This window comes from Lysinibacillus sp. NPDC096418 (genome assembly GCF_044762775.1).
Lineage (GTDB): Bacteria > Bacillota > Bacilli > Bacillales_A > Planococcaceae > Lysinibacillus.
Map to the genome: position 1 here is coordinate 229545 of NZ_JBIWEY010000003.1, position 20933 is coordinate 250477.

Genomic DNA, 20933 nt, shown 5'->3' on the forward strand with positions numbered 1-20933 from the left:
TGAGCCGTTTTGGGTTTTAGTCAAATAGTATTTATCTGGACGGCCATCATCCCGGTCATTGTCCTACTATATTATTTCTTTCGAAAAAAATATACCGACCAGACGGTGTCCTCGACGCTTTTCTGGTCGGAAATTATGCAAGAAACACGTGTATCTCCATACTTAAAGCATTTACAAAAAAATGTACTTCTCTATTTGCAATTACTTGCGCTTCTGTTACTTGTGCTGGCATTGATGAATCCTTATTTGAAGAAGTCAACAATTGCAGGCACGCAAGCGATTTTTATCGTTGATACGTCGGCTACGATGTTAGCAGGAAAAGAGCAGTCAACATTTGACACACATAAAAAAGAAATGCTGTCATTAGTTGAGCAACTTGACGGTCGGCCGGTGACGTTAATTACTACAGGGAATTCGCCTCAAGCTGTACTACAGCAAGAAACCAATATTAAAGAGATTAAACAAGAGATTCATGATTTACAAGTAACGTATGAGACTGCACAGATGAATAAAGCACTTGATGTCGCGCAGGCCTTTGTCGGTGATACACAAACATCGATTTACGTCTTTACAGATACACTAGATAAAAAGCAATTGCCGATGGAAAAAGATTCTGTAAAATGGCTTGTATATGGAGCGGCAAAGGATTTAACGAATGTTGCGATTACTCGATTTGCTGCAACAACAGATGGTAAAGCGGTTATGGCCCTCGTTCAGTTACAAAATGATACGAATGAAGAACAAAACTTTAAACTAGCGTTACAAAATGAAAAAGGCGAAGAGGTAATTACTGAAGAAGTAACGTTACCAGCTAATGAAGCCATAACAAAAACGTTTGAAGATTTGCCATTAACAAATATCATGCGTGCATCACTGGATATACAAGATGATTATGCAATTGACAATATGCAAGCGGTATTGCTACAAACGACAACATCAAAAATCGTAGTCGATCAAAACATGCATCAGCTAGTACAAAAAGGTTTCCAAACAATTAGTAATGGTGTGAAAATCGTACCGCCATTACAAGTTCCAGACAATCAAGATGCTACGGTTGTCACGAATCAAACAGCACTACTCACGCAAATGACAAATCCAGTTGTATTATTTGGTCGTGATGATGCAGAAAAAATAGAGGCAAATAGTTCAGTGACAACAACTAGCGATTCATTATTTGCTTTTAGCTCATTAGATGATGTGTATGTTAGTGCAGTCTATCCACCAATTGAAAACTATAAAACAATCGCTACTGTTGGACAAGAGCCATTAATTCAGCGTTCACCTAAAGGAGATATTGTTATATTAGCGGATATTGAGGATACTGACTGGCCACTTCATCCATCGTTCCCATTATTTTTATGGAGTGTTGAGCAGGCGTTATCAGAATCAATAGGCTCAATCGGACTTTTCGTACCAAATGAAGAGCGGGCTGTTGCGTTAGCACAGGGTGACTGGAGTGTATATTCACAAGAGGATGAGTTTTTATCCATAATTGATAATGGCTCGTTGACAGCACCTATGAAACCTGGAATATATACTGCACGTACCAATGACGAAGAAAAACATCTAATTGTACAACTACAGTCACAGGAACGCGTTATCGAAAAAGGCACGAGTTATACGCTTGGTGAACTACAGGAAAATGGCAAGGAAGAACAATCAAAATCTTCATTTATGCCATGGCTTATTCTAATAATTTTAGTGTTACTCGTTATGGAGTGGGAGGTGCAACGACGTCGTGGATTTACGAATTGATGTTCCAATAGCCTTGCTATTATTACTACCACTTCTTGCGTATTTTGTATGGACGTTTTGGCGTGAACGTCAGCGTCTGAAAAAAAATCATATGGTCGTGCTAACCATACGAATCTTAGCAGTTTGCTGTTTAGTATTTGCCTTGGCCGCGCCGTATATCATATTGCCAGTGAAGGAAGAACAAGTACTGTTTTTAGTAGACCGTTCTGCTTCGATGAATGGTACAGAGACTGCTATGACAAGTTTTATAGAGGAAAGTTTGCAATCGAAAAAGGATGAACAACTTGCAGGGATTTATTCTTTTTCATCAACACTTAGAACAGAAGCGATTCTCTCAAATACGTTAGATGAAGTTCCAAAATTTACAGCAATGACAGCAACTGATCAAACGAATATTGAACAAAGTTTGCAATTAGCAACAGGAATTGTTGACCCGAAAAAAGCGACAAGACTAGTTTTATTAACGGATGCTAATGAAACAAATGGCAATGTCCGTGAATTTATGACGAAACTAAAGGGCTCAAATATTAGCGTGGATGTTGTACCATTCAATAGACCTGTTGCGAATGATGTATCGTTAAAGAGCTTTGTATCACCTCAAGTTGCCTATGTTGGCGAACAACAGCAGCTTGTTACAGAAATTAATGCGACAACAGCAATACAAGGTGAAATATTACTATACGAAAATGATGCTTTGATTCACCGTGAGGCAGTCGAGTTAGCAGAAGGCTCAAATGTATTTACGTATAAGCACGCTGCAACAGCAGAAGGTCTTGTGAAATATGAAGCACTTGTACAAGTAGGACAGGATGCTATCTTTGAAAATAATAAATTGACGAGCGTTACGATGGTACAAAGTGAGCCGAAATTACTGATTGTCAATGGTCATGAAACAGCATCACCAATTGCGGCGGTGCTTGGACCAAATGCAATTTCCTATGATGTGGTAGATGCAAGAAGCTTGCCGAATGAACTCTCAAGTTACCTACAATACAATGCTATTATTTTTGATAATGTACCTGGCCATTTAGTCGGTGAGGCAAAAATGAGTGTGATAGAGCAGGCAGTTAAAAACTTTGGAGTTGGCTTCATGATGACAGGTGGGGAGAATAGCTTCGGCTTGGGTGGCTATTTTAAAACTCCAATTGAAACACTACTACCAGTTGAAATGGAGATAAAAGGCAAAGAACAGTTGCCTTCGCTTGGTTTAGTAATCGTCTTAGACAGATCAGGTAGTATGCATGGTTCAAAGCTAGAACTAGCTAAGGAAGCAGCTGCACGTTCTGTGGAGATGCTACGTGATGAAGATACGCTTGGTTTTATCGCCTTTGATGATCGACCATGGGAAATTATCGAAACAGGACCACTAGCCAATAAGGAAGAGGTGGTTGACACTATTCTATCGGTAACACCAGGTGGCGGTACAGAAATTTATAGTTCGCTCGCCGTGGCATATGAAAATTTAGCTAATCTAAAACTACAACGAAAACATATTATTTTGTTAACTGACGGACAGTCGCAGGCTGGGAATTATGAGGGGTTAATTGAGGAAGGTAAGGAAAACGGAGTGACGTTGTCAACGGTTGCGATTGGGCAAGATGCAGATGGCAATTTACTTGAAGCTTTGAGTGAAATGGGTAGTGGACGTTATTATGATGTCATTGATGAACAGATGATACCTTCGATTTTATCTCGTGAGACAGCGATGATTTCACGTACTTATATTGAAGACAACCCATTTTACCCGACAATTTATAATGCGCCGGGCTGGAATCAATTATTTGCAGGCGGTGTTCCGCAAATGAATGCTTATATTGGCACAACAGCAAAGCAAGGAGCAACTGTTATCGCAGAAAGTGAGAAAGAAGATCCAGTGCTTGCACAGTGGCAATATGGTCTTGGAAAAACTTTTGCTTTTACGTCTGATTCGACAGGAAAGTGGACAGGAGACTGGGCAAGATGGCAGGAATGGGGTACATTCTGGCAAACAGCCATTTCGCAAATGCTACCAAGTTATAATGATGTAGCTTACGATATACGTTTAGATGCAGACGGCTCATTCGTTATAACAGATCCGACTAATGAAGCAGCGTTTTTAGACATCGTAGCAGTTAACGAAGCGGGTGAAGAGCTAGAGATGCAACTTGAAACAATTTCTGCCTCGCAGATTCGAGCAGTCGTTCAGGCTGAGCCAGGGCTTATTTTCTTCCGTATTACGGATGAACAACAGGCTATTTATCAGGCAGGACTCAGTGTACCGTATAGCGCAGAATATGAATTGCGACCAGTGAACGACAAGCTGGTAGAGGAATTAACCAAGCAAACGGGCGGTGCAGTATTAGAAGAACCACAAGAAGTATTCCGTGACTTTACAAAAAAAGGGGCTGAACGTCAAAATATTGCAACGTGGCTATTATTGGCGGGAATGTTATTATTCTTCATCGATATTACCATTCGTCGATTTGGCTGGAGCATCTTCACTACCAAGAAACGTAAGGAAAAAGTTGTTGCTGAAACACCAGTGAAGGAAGAGGATACGAATGTGGCACAGTTATTAAAGGGAATGAAAAAACGTTAATAGTTGAAAATGAAAAACGATGGTTCATACATACGGGGTATATATGAACCATCGTTTTCATTGTTTTAGAGTTAAAACGGAGCATGTCGAGTGGTAAAAAAACACTTTGATGTCGTATTACAATGTTGAGTTAAGTTTATTAGCAATAACAGATTTTTGAAGACTTTTAGCAATGACTACGCCCAAGGTAGCCCCAATAACGCTAGATGTTATAAAAGCGGGCATGAAAAAGAATGTAGCTACAGATGTACCCAAAAGAAGGTGAGAATAGGGTACGGCTACGAGAGAAGCAAGAATACCCGTACCGAATATTTCACCAGCCCCAGCTAGCCACGCTTTTCCACTGTATTTAAAGGTAATAGATGCAAGGAGGGCGCCGATAACACTCCCGGGAATTGCTAAGAGTGAGCCTGTACCTGTTAAGATTCGGATGAGCGCTGTTACAAAGGCAATCATTACGGTAGGGATAGGTCCGAGCAAGATGGCGCTTATGACATTAATTGCATGTTGCACAGGGTAGGCGCGGGCAATACCTGTTGGAATGGAGACAAACGTTGAGCCAGCTACTGCAATCGCTACTAATAAGGCCATAATAGTTAATTTTTGAATAGACAATTTTTTCACTCCTTCAATAATCGTAAAAAAACCGCTTCCTTACAAATAGAAGGAAGCGGCTTTGCGTTTAAATATAAAAAAAGCAAGTAGTCGCCACTTCCCTACGCTAGTGTGAACTAGATCAGGTTCGAAGGGTCCGTATGAAATAAATACGTCTCAGTCTTAAAAAGACTCCCCTAGTGGTTTTGAAGCGATTTGATTTTCATTAATAATGTAACATGTTACTAATAATCGTCAATAAATATTCACGTTATTCTGAATCGGGCTTCATTAAATGTGGTGCTTTTTTTATTGTCCAGATAAGGGCAAGAAGGAAGCACGCAAATAAAATAATAGCACCGAAAATATAAGGGCTGTCCATATTCCAGTCAAATAATATGCCAGCTAATGCTGGACCAATCATATTACCAAGACTCATATAGGCATTATTGAGTCCAGCGGCAAAACCTTGTTCTTTACCTGCTAACTTGGAAATCAGCGTATTGACTGCTGGACGAATGAGCGTTGTTGCAGTAGAGAAAATCGTTGCAACAACTAAAATTAAAGCAAAGCCTGATACATATAAAATTAAGAAGATTGATATTGATGCAATGAGCAAATTGACTAAAACGACTTTCATCTCACCGAAACGCTTAAACAGTGGTGTAATGATAAACATTTGAACAACGACACCTACAGCACCACCAACTGTTAGAATTATTGCAATATCTGTTGGTGTGTAGTTGAATTTCTGTGTGACGAATAAAGATAAAGTCGCTTGGAAATTTGCGATGCCAAACGAGAAAACAAGCATGATGATCAGCATAACAAAGTAGGGCATTTTGACTGAGCGTACCATCTGCTTAGCGAGATTGTCCTGTTTTTGTGTTTTTTGTGATGCGTTTGGTTTTGTGTTTGGTAATAACACAAATGATAAGATGGCTGCTAAAACTGCAGCAACTCCAGCCATATAAAATGGAAAGTGAAGACTAACTGTAGATAAGAAGCCGCCAATTCCGGGACCAATCATAAAGCCTAATGACATGGCAGCCCCAAGCATCCCCATACCTTTACCACGTTCTTCATATGTAGTGACATCCGCTACAAACGCCATAATCGGGGGTGCGATGAAAGCAGAACCTAAACCTCCTAAAAAGCGAGCGACAAAGAGCATCCAAACTTCCGTAGAAAGTCCAAAAGCAATTTGTGAAAGACCAGTTACCACAAGTCCAAAAATAATAAGATTTTTACGACCATATTGATCTGAAAGGTTCCCAGCTATCGGTGAAAACACGAATTGTGCTAGTGCAAATGTTGCAATGAGCATGCCGAGAACTTGTCCTGCTGCACCAAAAATTTTCAAATACTCAGGCATGACGGGAATGATGATACCAATGCTTCCCATGGCTATGAACATATTAAACATTAAAATATATAGAGCGGTTTTATTTGATGTCTGTTGGGCCATTTTATAGCCTCCTTTTGTGTAATCTATTCAAATATACTACAGTCTAACATAACGGGTACTCAGTTGCTATTGACTAAAAGTCTGACTGTATACTTTTATTTTCAATTACAAAAAGCTATCACTCCAGTGACTAACTGGAGTGATAGCTCTATTTAATTTAACGAATACTCATTTTAAATTCTAAAAACAATTCGTTGTATTTGCCTAAATAATCAGGTCCTAAGTTTTTATAAACCTCTAACGTATCACGTTGTTCTTCAGTTGGATAATAACGTTCGTCCATGACAACTTCCTCATCCATTAATGCCATAGCAGCAATGTTTGGTGTTGAGTAGCCAACAAAATCAGCATTTTTCGCACCAGAGTCAGCATCTAACATGAAATTAATGAAAGCATGTGCACCATCTATATTTTTCGAAGTTTTTGGAATGACCATATTATCAAACCATAAGTTTGAACCTTCTTCTGGTACTGCAAAGTCCAAGTCTTCATTTTCATACATCATGTCAGCGGCTTGGCCAGACCAAGTAAGTGCAACTGTCGCCTCGTTATTAACCATTAGTGGTGTTATTTCATCACCGATAATGGCTTTGACGTTTGGTGCAAGTTTAATTAACTTATCCGTCGCTGAATGTAACTCATTATTATCTAAAGAATTTAATGAATAACCAAGACTGTTTAAGCCCATTCCGATAACCTCACGTGCACCGTCTACTAAAAAGACTGTTCTTTTTAATGAAGGATCCCATAAGTCTTCCCAAGAAGAGAAGTCTAAATCTCCAACCAAACTGGGATTATAGACAATCCCAACTGTACCCCAAAAATACGGGACAGAATATTTATTGTCGTCGTCGAAAGGTAAATCTAAAAAGTATGGGTCAATATTTTTCATGTTCGGAATTTTTGAATGGTCAAGAGGAATGAGTAAATCTTCCTCTTTCATTTTTTCAATCATGTATTCAGAAGGAATCGCAATATCGTAAGCTGTTCCACCTTGTTGAACCTTTGTCATCATGGCTTCATTTGAGTCAAATGTTTCGTAAATAACATGGATACCTGTTTCTTTTTCAAATTGCTTTAGTAAATCAGGATCGATGTATTCACCCCAGTTGAAAATGGTAAGCGTATCTTTTCCACCTTTTCCACTACCAGCACTCATTGCGTTCCCAGCATACATTAAAAGGGCGGTAACGACAAGAATGGCGATTGTTGCTTGAATTAATGATTTCATTAATGTCCCCCCGTTCTTTTACTTGTACGACTTGTCACGAAGTAATAACCGATTACGATTAACACAGTCACGAAGAATACTAAACCAGAAATTGCATTTACAGTTAAGGAAATTCCGGCACGTGCCATCGAGTAGATTTCAACTGATAGCGTACTGAAGCCGTTACCCGTTACGAAAAATGTCACCGCAAAGTCATCTAAAGAATACGTTAAGGCGAGGAAGAATCCTGCGAAAATACCTGGCTTAATATAAGGCAAGATGACACGCATCATCACATCTTTTTTTGTTGCACCAAGGTCAAGTGCAGCATCAATTAAAGATTTATTCATTTCAAGTAATTTTGGTAATACCATTAAAACGACGATTGGTACACTAAACGCAACGTGCGCTAGTAGTACAGATGCAAAGCCCAGCTTAATACCAACCATTGTGAATAATATTAAAAAGCTAGCTCCAATAATAACGTCTGGGCTGACGATTAATACATTGTTTAACGATAGTAATGTATTGCGCATTTTTGAATCTTTCACTGTCACAATACCGATAGCACCTAATGTACCGATAATTGTAGAAATTAAAGCCGATAACAATGCCACAATAACGGTATTGATTAAAATCACAAGTAACCGAGTATCCTCGAAAACAGCCTTATAATGATCAAATGTGAATGATTCAAAGCTATTCATCGAGCCGCCACTATTAAAGGAGTAAAAGATTAAGTAAAATATGGGCGCATATAAGACGATAAAGACAATCGTTAAATATACTTTTGCTGTTTTAGAAAGTTTAGTCATTATACGCGACCTCCTTTATTCTTTTGGCCCGTTACTAACATGATGATGACCATGAATAAAATTAGGAATACAGCGATTGTTGAACCCATGCCCCAGTTTTGTGTGACAAGGAACTGTTGTTCAATGGCTGTACCAAGTGTAATCACTCGGTTACCCGCGATTAAACGTGTAATCATGAATAGTGATAACGCAGGGATGAAGACCACTTGAATACCTGCTTTTACGCCATCCATTGTCAGTGGCAGTACGACACGACGGAATGTAGTAAAGGCAGAAGCCCCTAAATCACGTGCTGCATATACCAATGCCGGATTCAAACGGTCTAATGAGTTGAAAATCGGTAAAATCATAAATGGAATGAAAATATATACAGATACGAAAACAAAGCTCATATCAGTAAAAAGCATCTGCTGCGGATCAAAGCCAAATACTTCGATAAATGCATTGATTGGCCCATATAGACCAAAAATCCCGATAAATGCATAAGTTTTCAATAATAAGTTAATCCAAGATGGGATAATAATCAGCAATAACCAAAGTTGCTTATGCTTAGTCTTTGTTAAGTAATAAGCCGTTGGATAAGAAATTAATAATGTAAAGAACGTGATTAAAAACGCATACCAAAACGAGCTTAACGTCATTTTTAAATAAACTGATGTAAAGAACGCTTTATAGTTATCGAGCGTGAAATTGCCATGTAAATCTAGTAGGGAATAGTATACAACGAGGGCAATTGGCGCAATAACGAATAATGCAATCCATAAAACGTATGGGAATAAGGCCGATTTTGAAGCCTTAGTTTGCATCTTCGTCGTCCCCATAAGCTTCTAAACGTTTATCGAATTCCTCTTCTGTTTCGTTTAAGCGCATTACATGAATCGCTTCTGAATCGAAGTCTAAGCCGATTTTTGCCCCTACATCAGCTTTTTTAAGTGAGTGCACTAGCCACTCATTGCCGTCTTCGTCATACGTAGAAATTTCATAGTGAACACCACGGAATAATTGTGTATCGACTGTTACGATTAATTTCCCTTTATCGGCTGTCGTAATTTCTAAATCCTCTGGACGGATCACGATGTCAATTTTCTCGTTAGCTTTCATTCCTTGGTCCACGCATTCAAAGACTTTGCCAGCAAACTTAACTTTAAAGTCTTCAATCATTTCACCTGGTACGATATTGGATTCACCGATAAAGTCTGCTACAAATCGGTTAATTGGTTCATCATAAATATCTACTGGTGTTCCTGATTGTTGAATTTCGCCTTCACTTAAAACGAAAATTTCATCACTCATCGCAAGGGCTTCTTCTTGGTCATGTGTAACGAAGACAAATGTTTTACCAAGGCGTTGCTGTAGTTCACGTAGTTCATATTGCATTTCCGTACGTAGCTTTAAGTCAAGTGCAGATAGTGGCTCGTCGAGTAAAATTACTTCAGGGTCGTTGACAATCGCACGTGCGATAGCAACACGCTGACGTTGACCACCTGACATTTCAGAAATTTCACGGTTACCATAGCCAGCTAAATTTACAAATTTCAGTGCTTCAGCGACACGTTCTTGCACTTCATGTTCAGGTTTCTTTTGAATACGTAAGCCGAATGCCACGTTTTCAAAGACATTTAAATGAGGGAATAGTGCATAGTCTTGGAACACTGTATTAACTTGGCGTTCATTGGCAGGAACTGAATTAATTCTTTTATCGTGAAAAAACACATTTCCTGTTGTTGGCTCTGTGAATCCAGCGATAATACGTAGAATTGTTGTTTTCCCACAACCAGATGGGCCGAGTAATGTATAGAATTTTCCTTTTTCAAGCTCTAAATTAATATTTTTTAAAACGACTGTGCCGTCATCATATGATTTTGATACATTTTCAAATCGAATAATTGAATTCGTTGTCATCGATGCGCCTCCTTAAGCTATAAGTATGAATCCGTTGCGACGAGTAAAATTTTTGTCTCTTCGTCTTGAGCATTAAAAATTTGATGATGGTCTGCCGCATCAAAATATACGGCATTGCCTTCACTTGCTATATATTGTTCTTTCCCTAAAACGAGACGAATACGCCCTTTGACAACATAAATAAATGTTTCAGACAGTGAAGGTTCGAATTGTTTAAATTCACCACCAGCTGCTAGTGTTAAGAATATAGGTTCCATTTCTTTTTCATTCGACGTTGGAATAAGCCATTGAATTTCATATTTCTTATCTTCATCGGTATATATCGATTGGTCTTCTTCTGTATAAACCACTTTTTGTTCAGGTGCCTCGTCATCAAAAAATTCTTTAGGTGTCGATCCTAACACTTCTAACAATGAAAAAAGTGTTTCAATGGAAGGTGAATTTAAATCACGTTCTAATTGTGAAATATAGCCTTTACTTAAATCTGTTCGTTCGCCAAGCTCTTCTTGGGTGAGACCTTTTGTCAAACGAAGCGCTTTGATTTTACTTCCAATTTGCATTATTTCCCTCCTAGAAGAAGTTTATGATTGCTAAACTTCAGATAATTGAAGTTTACTTTAACAAAACTTTTAGTTTACAAAAACATTATTATTATACATAATCAAAAAAAAAAATCAATCGTTTTTATGTAAAAAATATAGATTAAAATTAATGAGTGATTTTTTGAAAAATGAAATACTAAATATGTGTAATATGTAGAAAATATTGGTGTTAAATAGCTAGTGAATAAGATTCGTTTTCGGAATAATTGTGTAATTGAAAAAATGACTTAACTTTGTTATGGTAGAAGGTGGATTCGCATCACTAGCGAATGAGCAAATATTACATAATTGTATTCGGAGGGAATTAACATGGCAGAACGTATGGTAGGTAAACTAGCACCAGACTTCACAATGGAAGCAGTACTTGCTGACAAATCTTTCGGTAAAGTATCTTTAGAAGAAATCAAAGGGCAAGATAAGTGGACTGTACTTTTCTTCTATCCTATGGACTTTACTTTCGTATGTCCGACAGAAATCACTGCAATGAGTGATCGTTACGACGAATTCGAAGACTTAGATGCAGAAGTAATCGGTGTTTCAACAGACACAATTCACACGCACTTAGCTTGGATTAACACGGACCGCACACAAAATGGTCTTGGCGAGTTAAAATACCCATTAGCAGCTGATACAAATCACAAAGTTGCAAAAGACTACGGTGTTTTAATTGAAGAAGAAGGTATCGCTCTACGTGGTCTATTCATCATCGACCCAGAAGGCGAATTAAAATATCAAACAGTGTTTGACAACAACATTGGCCGTGACGTAGATGAAACTTTACGTGTGCTTCAAGCATTACAAACAGGTGGACTTTGCCCAGCTAACTGGCGCCCAGGTCAAGCAACACTATAATTTTGATCAACAATGTGAATCCCCACGGTGTTTATTGTGGGGATTTTTCAAACGAAAAGAGTCATTTGTACTTTACTTTAATTGAAGTAATGTCTGCGACCAGATATTGTGGTGTAGAGCTAACTAAGGAGGATTATATTAATGAAACTTCGTGAACAAATGCCTGAACTTACAGGCGCAACAACTTGGTTAAATGGTGAAGTAACGAAAGCAGATTTAGTTGGGGAAAAACCGACACTTATTCACTTTTGGTCGGTAAGCTGCTATTTATGTAAAGAAGCAATGCCTGAAGTTAATAATTTCCGTGATCAATATAAAGATGAGTTAAACGTTATCGCTGTGCATATGCCTCGTTCAGAGGAAGATACAAATTTAGAAACAATTAAAGCAGTTGCAGCTGAACATGATATTACACAACCTATCTTCGTTGATGGCGAATTAAAATTAACAGATGCATTTGCAAACCAATACGTTCCAGCGTATTTTGTATTCGATAAAGATGGTCAACTTCGTCACATGCAAGCTGGCGGAAGTGGCATGAAAATGTTAGAAAAACGCGTAAATCGTGTGTTAGATGAAATGCGTAACGTATAATTACTATGATTGAAGGGCGAGGATGAGTTAGATTCCTCGCCCTTTTTTATCATCAATCAATGTACCGGAGAATAACTAGTTAAAACGCTATTTAGTTTACTACTTTTTACGGTACATATGTCATTGAATAAGGTACACTAGGAGCAATAGTAGTATTCGGAGGAGTTTAATATGATGAAAAAAGAATTTGCCGTTATTGGATTAGGACGTTTTGGAGGGAGTATCGTTCGTGAATTGATCAGTCTGGGCGCGCAAGTAATGGCGATTGACAATTCTTCTGAACGAGTGGACGAGTACGCCTCAATAGCAACACAGGCCGTTATTGCCAATTCAACAGACGAGTCCGTACTGAATTCATTAGGCATTCGTAACTTCGAACACGTTATCGTGGCAATTGGAGAGGACATCCAGGCTAGTATTTTAACAACTATTATTTTAAAAGAATTAGGTGTAGAACAAATTACTGTGAAGGCACAAAATGATTATCATGAAAAAGTGCTACGTAAAATTGGAGCAGATTATATCGTCCATCCTGAGCGTGATATGGGGATTCGTATTGCCAATAATATAATGTCGAATACTGTGCTCGATTACTTAGAACTTTCTGATGAGCACTCCATTATGGAGATAAAAGCGAATGATGCAATTGCTGGCTATTCTGTTGTAGATCTGGATATTCGCGCGAAGTATGGCATTAATATCGTTGGTATTAAACGAGGCGATGAAATCATTGTTTCTCCACAGGCAAGTGATAAAATTTTACTAGGGGATATTATGCTGGTTATTGGTGCGGATGTTGATATTAATCGCTTTGTAAAAAAGGCGTTACATGGATAAGGTGAGAGTATGACAAAGCGAAGAGGGCGGCTTATACTATTTGCAGCTTTATTACTCGTAGGAGGCTTCACGATGCAGTTTCGTGAAAAAGGCGAGAAAGAAGCGATTATGAATATAGTAGATCATGCATATGAGCGAGATGCATTGGAATTATTTCGAAATGAGAAAAGGTTAGTGCGCGTGGAAGGTGCAGACCTTCAGTCGTATATGGAGAAAAATCCACTAAGTCACGTAAGAGAACTGTCGAAAAAAGAACGAAACTTATTTGAAGAACAACCTGCCTATCATATTGTATATGAAATAGGTGGCGAACCTTTATATGAGGTCGATATTTTAAAAGTAGCGATTAGTGCTGAACTTAGTGAAGAGCTGAAATCGATGTTATTCACGTTGGAGGACAGTCAGTATTTAATTTATTGGGCTGATGAGAAAAAGGCACTTGAACAATCGACGAATACAGAGCTTTTACTCGAACGATATGGTAAGTAAAATGGGTAGTGGCGACAGTAAAATACTGTTACCACTACCCATTTTTATGATGTGATGTTTATTTTCCCTTGTAGAGCTCTTTCTTGCATACTTACATCAAATTCTTTTTCAGATTTTGAGACAACAACGCATGCTACACCATTACCGATTAAGTTCGTTACGGCACGAGCTTCTGACATAAAGCGGTCAACACCAATCAGTAGCGCAATCCCTTCAACTGGAATCATAGGGAAGGCTGCAAGAGTTGCTGCAAGTGTGATGAAACCGGAGCCAGTTACCCCAGCTGCACCTTTCGATGTAATCATTAAAATCCCAAGTAGTGTAATGATTTGAATCCACGTTAAGTCCATTCCATAAGCCTGTGCGATGAACAAAGCAGCCATCGATAAGTAGATGGAAGTACCGTCAAGGTTGAATGAGTAGCCGGTTGGTACGACTAATCCAACTACTTGTTTTGAACAACCGAAGTTTTCTAATTTACGCATCATTGAAGGTAAAGCAGATTCTGATGATGAAGTTCCAATTACTAAGAAAATTTCGTCTTTAAGGTAGGCAATAAACTTGAAAATATTAAAGCCAAAGAATTTTGCAATTGAGCCTAATACAAATACAACAAATAGGAACATTGTAATGTATACTGACGCCATTAATAATCCTAGATTACTTAATGATTCTAAACCGAAATTACCGATTGTATAAGCCATGGCACCGAACGCACCAATTGGTGAAATTTTCATGACCATTCCAACGATTTTGAAGAAAATTTCTGCTACTTGCTCAAAAAATGTAATAACAGGTCGTGCAGGAGCGCCAATAGAAGCGGCTGCTAAACCAAATAATACTGCTGAAAATAATACCGGAAGTAAATCACCGTTTGCTAACGCACCTACTACGTTGTCTGGAATAATGTTGTAGATGAAAGCACCTAAGCCTTGATCAGCTTCTTCAGCTGCTGTTGTATATTTTGAAATATCTGCATCATTAGCGCCTGATGTATCTAAGCCTGTACCAGGGCTAACGATTAATGCAACAGTAATACCGATTGCAAGTGCAATTGTTGAAACAATTTCGAAGTAAAGCAATGCTTTTCCTCCGATTTTCCCAACCTTTTTCATATCGCCCATGCTACCAATACCGATGACAACCGTTAAGAAAATAATCGGAGCAATTAACATTTTAATCAGCTTGATGAATAAGTCTGCTAAAATTTTAAGACTTGCGCCGAATTCAGGGAACATTGCCCCGACGATGACACCTAAAATGATGGCTATAATAACCTGAACCGTTAAGTTTTTCAGTAATTTCATTTTTCGCTACCCCTTATCTAAATATTCTATTTGTTATCGCTTTCAATCTTGTTAGCATTATCATAGCGAATATTTGTTGAAAAAAGGGGTTTAGAAAATAAGGAACATAACGTTCATTAAGTACATAAAACAAAAAAATACTGAAATTGCAGTAGTTTCAAGTCTTTAAACTGTTATGGTACGGTGTTAATAATGTAGAATTGTTATAATACAAAAATATTGAGAGAATGAATTATTAGGTTTTATGCAGAATTTTTGTAATATTGTTCATTAAGTTCAGAGATCATTGTGCACACTATTAGAAAAATTGCAGAAATAATATTTTGACCATAGTCTAATAAGGATATTACTATATTATAGTAATGACCTACCGAATCGAAAAGAAATGATATATGCGACTATTTGGTGGATTGCCAATAGTGCAGTTATAGATTAGAAAGGGGAACTTACTAAATGGTGAAAATGCCTGTGAATGGGAAAATACTTTTAGTGACATTTTTAATCATTGCGTTTTCCTTTTTACTTGGTGGCATTTTTGTCCTTAGTAATCTACTTTCAGAGCAGGAGAAAGATATTGAACAACGTGCAATGCTTGTAGCACGTACAGTTTCAAATATGCCAGAGTTGAATACGCATTTGAAAAAGACGGATATTAAAGAAACTGCGACAAATATTAATGCGCTTGTAGAGGGAATTCGGATTATTAATAAAGCGGAGTATATAGTCGTCATGAATATGGATCGTATGAAGCTTTCGCATCCATCACGTAAGGAACTAGGGAGACTTAGTGAATCGAAAGATTTAAGTGCTGCATTTAGTGAACATTATTATATTTCAAAGGCGCGAGGGGAAGCTGGCGTGATGATCCGTGCATTTGCGCCCGTAATTGATGATAGGAAAGAACAGGTTGGTATTGTTATTGTTGGGTATCCGATGCCTACATTCATAAAAATGATTGAAAGTTACAAGCATGAAATAATTATCACGATACTGATGTCTCTGATTTTCAGTACTTGGGGCGCATATACACTGGGAAAACATATAAAAAGACAAATGTTTGGACTTGAACCTCACGAAATTGCCAAAATGTATGTTGAGCGAACAGAAACATTTAATGCGATGCATGAAGGTATCATAGCTGTCGATAAAGACATGAATATTACGATTTTTAATGAAAAGGCTGGTAATATTTTAGGTGTTGGGACGGGAACTGAAAATTATATAGGTAAGAAAATTTATGAAGTATTACCAGATACACGCCTACCTGAAATTGTAGAAACGGGAACAGCTATTTATAATCAGGAACTATACATTAACCATCATAGTATTTTGAGTAATCGTGTACCAATCAGTGTGAATGATGAGATTGTTGGTGCGGTAGCGATGTTTAAGGATTTAACTACCGTGAAGAAACTCGCTGAAGAAGTCACAGGAGTTAAAGCGTTTGTTCAGGCATTGAGAGTACAGACACATGAGCATAAAAACAAATTACATACAATTGCCGGTTTACTGCAGTTAGGTCATACGCAGCAAGCGCTCGAATATGTAACGACGGCGACAGAAAGTGAAGCATCCTTAACAAAATTTTTAAATGAACGCTTCCATAATGAAAATATTTCTGGGTTGCTGCTAAGTAAGATTAGTTATGGTAAAGAGTTAGGTATACAGGTGGAAATTGACCAAAAGAGTCATTTTAAACGTTTTCCAGCGTTATTAGATCACCATGATTTTGTCGTGTTATTTGGTAATTTAATTGAAAATGCGTTTGAAGCGTTAAATATTTTATCGAAAGAAGATAAGTATGTATCGATTTCAGTTGATGAGCATGACGGCTTTCTCGCTATTGCAGTTTCCGATAATGGAATAGGGATGAGTGAAGAGGTGCGTGCTCGAATGTTTGAAAATGGCTTTTCCACTAAGGAAAGAGAAAATCGAGGTATCGGCTTACATTTAATTCGTGAAATAGTGACAAAAGGACACGGGGAAATTGAAGTAACTAGTGAATTTATGGAGGGTACAAGCTTTCTAATACTGTTTGAGTTAGGAGAAAATAATGATGGAGACAATACACGTATTACTCATTGAAGATGATCCGATGGTGCGAGAGGTGAACAGGCAATTTATCGAGCGTATTGAAGGATTTACGCTTGTCGGTTATGCAGGGAATGGCATTGAAGGTCTAGAAAAGGTTAAGGTGTTAAAACCGGACCTGGTGTTTATGGATATTTTTATGCCGGAGCAGGATGGCATGGTGACGTTAGGAAAAATTCGTGAGGAACATCTTATTGTTGATGTGATTGCAGTAACAGCGGCGAATGATATGCCAACGATACAAAGAATCCTACACCTTGGCGTCTATGATTACATTATGAAGCCCTTTACGTTTGAGCGTATTGAGCAAACGTTAAAAAATTATCAGGCATATAAAGCCAAAATGAAGGATATGCAAGATTTAACACAACATGATCTTGACCATTTAATGCAGCAGCGTTTACCCGAGCTAAACAATGTACTGATACCAACTCAGAAGATTGAAATTGAAGAATTGCCGAAAGGTTTTAATCGTGCAACGTTAGATAAGGTACTGTCGTATATAGAAGAAAGTAATGAAGCAGTATCTGCGGAGGAAGTAGCGACCTATATAGGTACTGCTCGAGTAACTGCGCGCCGTTATTTAGATTTTTTAGAAAAACAATCAAAGTTAAAGGTAGATATTCAATATGGCAGTGTTGGTCGTCCCATTCATCGCTATTATATTTAAGTCAAAAAGCCCCTATAAGATAGCCTTTTTAAGGTCTATTTTATAGGGGCTGAATTTTTAGTTTTCTGCTATATCTTTACGGTTTTTCTTAAACATTTTTGATAATACCTCGTATACAATCGGTACAATTACAAGTGTTAGTAATGTAGAACTTGTTAAACCACCGATAACTGTTACAGCAAGGCCTTTAGAAATTAATCCGCCACCAGCTGCACCGAATAACATAGGTACTAATGCGCCAACTGTTGCAATAGCTGTCATCAGGATTGGGCGTAAACGTGTAGCCCCTGCTTCGAGGATAGCGTCACGCATTATCATTCCGTCGCGTTCCATGTGGATAATTCGGTCAACGAGTACGATCGCATTCGTGACCACGATACCAATTAACATGAGAAGGCCCATCATAACAGATACTGAAATCGTCTCGCCAGCAATAAAGAGACCTACGAATGAACCAATTACAGCAAACGGTAGTGAGAATAGAATTGCAAATGGTGCAATCCCTTCACCGAATGTTACGACTAAAATGAAATAAACAATCGCAATTGCTGCAAGCATTGCTACAGCTAATTGTGTAAATGTTTCTTGCATATCAGCTGCAACGCCTGCAACACCAACAGATACACCTTTAGGTAAATCTAATTTATCGATCGCTGCATCTACTTCAGATGTTGCTTTTGAAATATCTGCGTCTAAAATCGTACCAGATACTGTTGCATAGTATTCGCCAGCACTACGAGATAATGTATTCAATGTTGTACCTTCTTCAACTGTTACTAGTTCAGAAAGTGGCATTGTTGTACCTAGAGCAGTAGGGATTTGCGTTGCTAGTACATCCTCAATGGATGTGGCAGCAGCTGCTTTTTCTTTTTGTACGACAACTTCAAGTATATTGCCGTCAGTTTGAAGTGTTGTTAACACCTCTTTTGTGGAAGTTGTATTTAGTGCCATTACAATTTGACCTGTTGTTAAGCCATATTGTAAGACATTTGCTTGATCTACTTTAAATACATGCTCTACGTAAGCATCTTCCATACTTGTAGAAACATCTTTAAGACGTTTATTATCTTTCATAACGTCTTCTACCATTTTCACAGCTGAGCCCAGTTTATCTAAACTTTCGCTGTAGAATGTGTAGCTGACTTCATTAGAAGACATCGACATCGCCGAGAAGTTTTGGCTCTTCCATTCACCCGATTGACCGATATTGAAAACATATTCCTCGATTTCTTCACGAGCTGCCGGGAAGTCTTCCATATCTGGATCAAAAATCAGATACATTAAGGCGCCACCAGCACCGCCGCCCATCATCATCGATTGCATATCGGCACTGTCACTATCTGTAACAGATAATTGTAAAATGTCGATATCGTCGTTTTTCATTAATTCTTTTTCAACTGTTTCGATATTAGCTAAAGTCTCATCTTTTAACTCACCTGTAGCTGGTGTGTATGTTAAGTACATCACTTTTTCTTCTTCACTACCCATGAAGCTGAAACCAATTAAAGGTGTTAACGCTAAACTACCGACTAATAATAATACTGAAAGCACAGATGTAATAATTTTATGGTTTAAAGCTTTTTCTAAAATTCCTTTGTACCATAGTGCTAGTTTTCCAACTTCTTTATGGCTACTAGCAGTTTTTGTTCCATACAATTTCTTCTTAAATAAGAAGTGGGATAGGGCAGGTACGATCGTAATTGCCACAAGTAGGGAAGCCCCAAGTGCAAATGTCATCGTTAATGCGAAAGGCATGAATAATTCGCCAACCATACCACCAACGAAAATAAGTGGTGCGAATACTGCAACGGTTACTAATGTTGACGAAGCAATTGGTTTAAACATTTCAATCGTTGCTTCTCGAATTAACGCACGGCCCGTTAGTTTTTCATCTTCAAGATGCATACGACGATAGATATTTTCTACTACAACGATGGAGTCATCGATGACACGACCTATCGCTACTGTAATAGCACCTAGCGTCATAATGTTTAATGAAATATCCATCCAGTTTAATAGTAAGAGTGCCATAAATAATGAAACTGGTATAGAAACGATTGAGATAATCGTTGATTTGAAATCTCTTAGGAATAGCAGGATAATTAAGACCGCGATTAAACCACCGAATACAGCTTTTTCAATCATTGTGAAAACAGAATCTTCAATTGGTTTACCTTGGTCAAGCGAAATATCAACGATTAATCCATCGATATTTTTTTCTTCTTCTTTAATTAAGTCTTTAACTTGGTTGACAACATCAACTGTGTTGTCTGCTTGGCCTTTGACAATTTGAATTGCAATTGCATTTTCACCGTTTGTACGTGAAATCGATTGTACTTTACCAATCGTTTCAATTTTCGCGATATCACTTAATTTCACAAATGGTGATGGATTTGTTGCGCTAGGTGTGACAGGGATGAGCATTTCTTTCAGTTCATTGATTGTTGTGAATTTACCATCAACGGCAACGGCTTGCTCGCCTTCTTTAAATTCATATAAACCTAATGAAATAGCCATATCACTTGCTTGAATCATTTGTTTTACAGAGTCTTCTGTTAACCCAAGTTCAGCCATTTTTGCTTCATTATACGTAAACGCAACTTCTTCGATATGTTGACCTGTAATTGTAGCAGAGGCAACACCATTGATTTTTTCGATTTTCGGTAATAGTATATCTTGAACCGTTGATGTCAGTTCGACGATATCTTCTTCAGAGCTACTTACTGAAAGAGCGATGACTGGCATCATGTTCATACTAATTGCAGTAATCATTGGTGCTTGTGCGCCCTCAGGTAAACTCACATTATCTAATGCTGATTCAAGCTGACGTTTTTTTTCGTCCATATCGACACCATAATCGTATTCAACCTGAATACTAGCAATATTCGAGCTTGAATTTGAATAGACAGTCTTTATGCCTTCGAGCCCCTCGATAGCTTTTTCAAAAGGAATCGATACTTCATCCATTACTTTTTCGGGTGTTGCACCAGGATATACACCCATTACCATTAAATAAGGGATTGAGATATCTGGTATTGTTTCCATTTTCATACGAGTACTTGAATAAATACCCGAGACAGTGATGATGATTGTTAGTAACCAAACTGCCAATTTATTTTTCAATACAAAATTAACTAAACCTTTCACCTTTACACCTACCCTTTATTGA

At 38.0% G+C, this 20933-nt stretch carries 17 protein-coding genes and 1 riboswitch; of the genes, 8 read left to right on the forward strand and 9 right to left on the reverse strand.

Annotated elements, in window-relative coordinates; translation table 11 throughout:
• Positions 1 to 9 precede the first annotated feature (9 nt).
• Together ACIQZG_RS05380 and ACIQZG_RS05385 are read left to right on the forward strand one after the other, a co-directional pair.
• Complete coding sequence (locus ACIQZG_RS05380) at positions 10 to 1755, forward strand: vWA domain-containing protein (protein WP_402754139.1); 1746 nt, start codon at positions 10 to 12, stop codon at positions 1753 to 1755.
• Positions 1739 to 4333 carry a VWA domain-containing protein gene (locus tag ACIQZG_RS05385; protein WP_402754140.1) on the forward strand — a complete coding sequence of 865 codons (2595 nt, stop codon included), beginning with the start codon at positions 1739 to 1741 and terminating at the stop codon, positions 4331 to 4333. The genes ACIQZG_RS05380 and ACIQZG_RS05385 overlap by 17 nt, the downstream gene beginning before the upstream one ends.
• Positions 4334 to 4450: 117 nt before the next feature.
• Here ACIQZG_RS05385 and thiW read toward each other — a convergent pair whose 3' ends face one another.
• The 7 genes from thiW to ACIQZG_RS05420 all read right to left on the reverse strand — a co-directional run bounded on the left by thiW (position 4451) and on the right by ACIQZG_RS05420 (position 10882).
• The gene (gene thiW / locus ACIQZG_RS05390) at positions 4451 to 4948 is read right to left on the reverse strand and encodes an energy coupling factor transporter S component ThiW (RefSeq protein WP_402754141.1); all 498 of its coding nucleotides are present in this window, start codon (positions 4946 to 4948) and stop codon (positions 4451 to 4453) included.
• Positions 4949 to 5029: 81 nt separating this feature from the next.
• A riboswitch (TPP riboswitch) is annotated at positions 5030 to 5136 on the reverse strand.
• Between the two features lie 62 nt (positions 5137 to 5198).
• On the reverse strand, positions 5199 to 6395 hold the full coding sequence (locus ACIQZG_RS05395) for an MFS transporter (protein ID WP_402754142.1): 1197 nt from the start codon (positions 6393 to 6395) through the stop codon (positions 5199 to 5201).
• 157 nt (positions 6396 to 6552) lie between these two features.
• Positions 6553 to 7626 carry an ABC transporter substrate-binding protein gene (locus ACIQZG_RS05400; protein ID WP_402754143.1) on the reverse strand — a complete coding sequence of 358 codons (1074 nt, stop codon included), beginning with the start codon at positions 7624 to 7626 and terminating at the stop codon, positions 6553 to 6555.
• Positions 7626 to 8420, reverse strand: a complete 795-nt coding sequence (locus ACIQZG_RS05405; protein ID WP_402754144.1) for an ABC transporter permease — start codon at positions 8418 to 8420, stop codon at positions 7626 to 7628. The genes ACIQZG_RS05400 and ACIQZG_RS05405 overlap by 1 nt, the downstream gene beginning before the upstream one ends.
• The gene (locus tag ACIQZG_RS05410) at positions 8420 to 9226 is read right to left on the reverse strand and encodes an ABC transporter permease (protein ID WP_402754188.1); all 807 of its coding nucleotides are present in this window, start codon (positions 9224 to 9226) and stop codon (positions 8420 to 8422) included. Before ACIQZG_RS05410 ends, ACIQZG_RS05405 begins: the two co-directional genes overlap by 1 nt.
• Positions 9216 to 10322, reverse strand: a complete 1107-nt coding sequence (locus ACIQZG_RS05415) for an ABC transporter ATP-binding protein (RefSeq protein ID WP_402754145.1) — start codon at positions 10320 to 10322, stop codon at positions 9216 to 9218. The genes ACIQZG_RS05410 and ACIQZG_RS05415 overlap by 11 nt, the downstream gene beginning before the upstream one ends.
• 17 nt (positions 10323 to 10339) lie before the next feature.
• Positions 10340 to 10882: a helix-turn-helix domain-containing protein gene (locus ACIQZG_RS05420; RefSeq protein ID WP_402754146.1), complete on the reverse strand. Its 543-nt coding sequence runs from the start codon at positions 10880 to 10882 to the stop codon at positions 10340 to 10342.
• Between the two features lie 351 nt (positions 10883 to 11233).
• Here ACIQZG_RS05420 and ACIQZG_RS05425 point away from each other — a divergent pair, with 351 nt between their 5' ends.
• From ACIQZG_RS05425 to ACIQZG_RS05440, 4 genes are all read left to right on the forward strand, one after another.
• A complete protein-coding gene (locus tag ACIQZG_RS05425) occupies positions 11234 to 11776 on the forward strand; it encodes a peroxiredoxin (protein ID WP_402754147.1) in 543 nt (180 codons plus the stop codon).
• Positions 11777 to 11917: 141 nt separating this feature from the next.
• The gene (locus tag ACIQZG_RS05430) at positions 11918 to 12370 is read left to right on the forward strand and encodes a TlpA family protein disulfide reductase (protein WP_402754148.1); all 453 of its coding nucleotides are present in this window, start codon (positions 11918 to 11920) and stop codon (positions 12368 to 12370) included.
• A 174-nt stretch (positions 12371 to 12544) separates the two neighbouring features.
• Positions 12545 to 13207, forward strand: coding sequence for a potassium channel family protein (locus ACIQZG_RS05435; protein ID WP_402754149.1), 663 nt, complete (start codon positions 12545 to 12547; stop codon positions 13205 to 13207).
• A gap of 72 nt (positions 13208 to 13279) precedes the next feature.
• A complete protein-coding gene (locus ACIQZG_RS05440) occupies positions 13280 to 13696 on the forward strand; it encodes a hypothetical protein (protein WP_402754150.1) in 417 nt (138 codons plus the stop codon).
• 44 nt (positions 13697 to 13740) lie between these two features.
• On the opposite strand, the gene ACIQZG_RS05445 is transcribed toward ACIQZG_RS05440, so the two are convergent.
• The gene (locus ACIQZG_RS05445; protein WP_402754151.1) at positions 13741 to 15003 is read right to left on the reverse strand and encodes a dicarboxylate/amino acid:cation symporter; all 1263 of its coding nucleotides are present in this window, start codon (positions 15001 to 15003) and stop codon (positions 13741 to 13743) included.
• A 453-nt stretch (positions 15004 to 15456) separates the two neighbouring features.
• Here ACIQZG_RS05445 and ACIQZG_RS05450 point away from each other — a divergent pair, with 453 nt between their 5' ends.
• Both ACIQZG_RS05450 and ACIQZG_RS05455 read left to right on the forward strand, forming a co-directional pair.
• The gene (locus ACIQZG_RS05450) at positions 15457 to 17088 is read left to right on the forward strand and encodes an ATP-binding protein (RefSeq protein WP_402754152.1); all 1632 of its coding nucleotides are present in this window, start codon (positions 15457 to 15459) and stop codon (positions 17086 to 17088) included.
• Positions 17060 to 17764 (forward strand): response regulator, encoded by a 705-nt coding sequence (locus ACIQZG_RS05455; RefSeq protein ID WP_402754153.1) that lies wholly within the window; start codon positions 17060 to 17062, stop codon positions 17762 to 17764. The genes ACIQZG_RS05450 and ACIQZG_RS05455 overlap by 29 nt, the downstream gene beginning before the upstream one ends.
• Before the next feature lie 57 nt (positions 17765 to 17821).
• Here the strand turns inward: ACIQZG_RS05455 and ACIQZG_RS05460 are convergent, their stop codons facing one another.
• Positions 17822 to 20911 (reverse strand): efflux RND transporter permease subunit, encoded by a 3090-nt coding sequence (locus ACIQZG_RS05460; RefSeq protein ID WP_402754154.1) that lies wholly within the window; start codon positions 20909 to 20911, stop codon positions 17822 to 17824.
• Positions 20912 to 20933 lie beyond the last annotated feature (22 nt).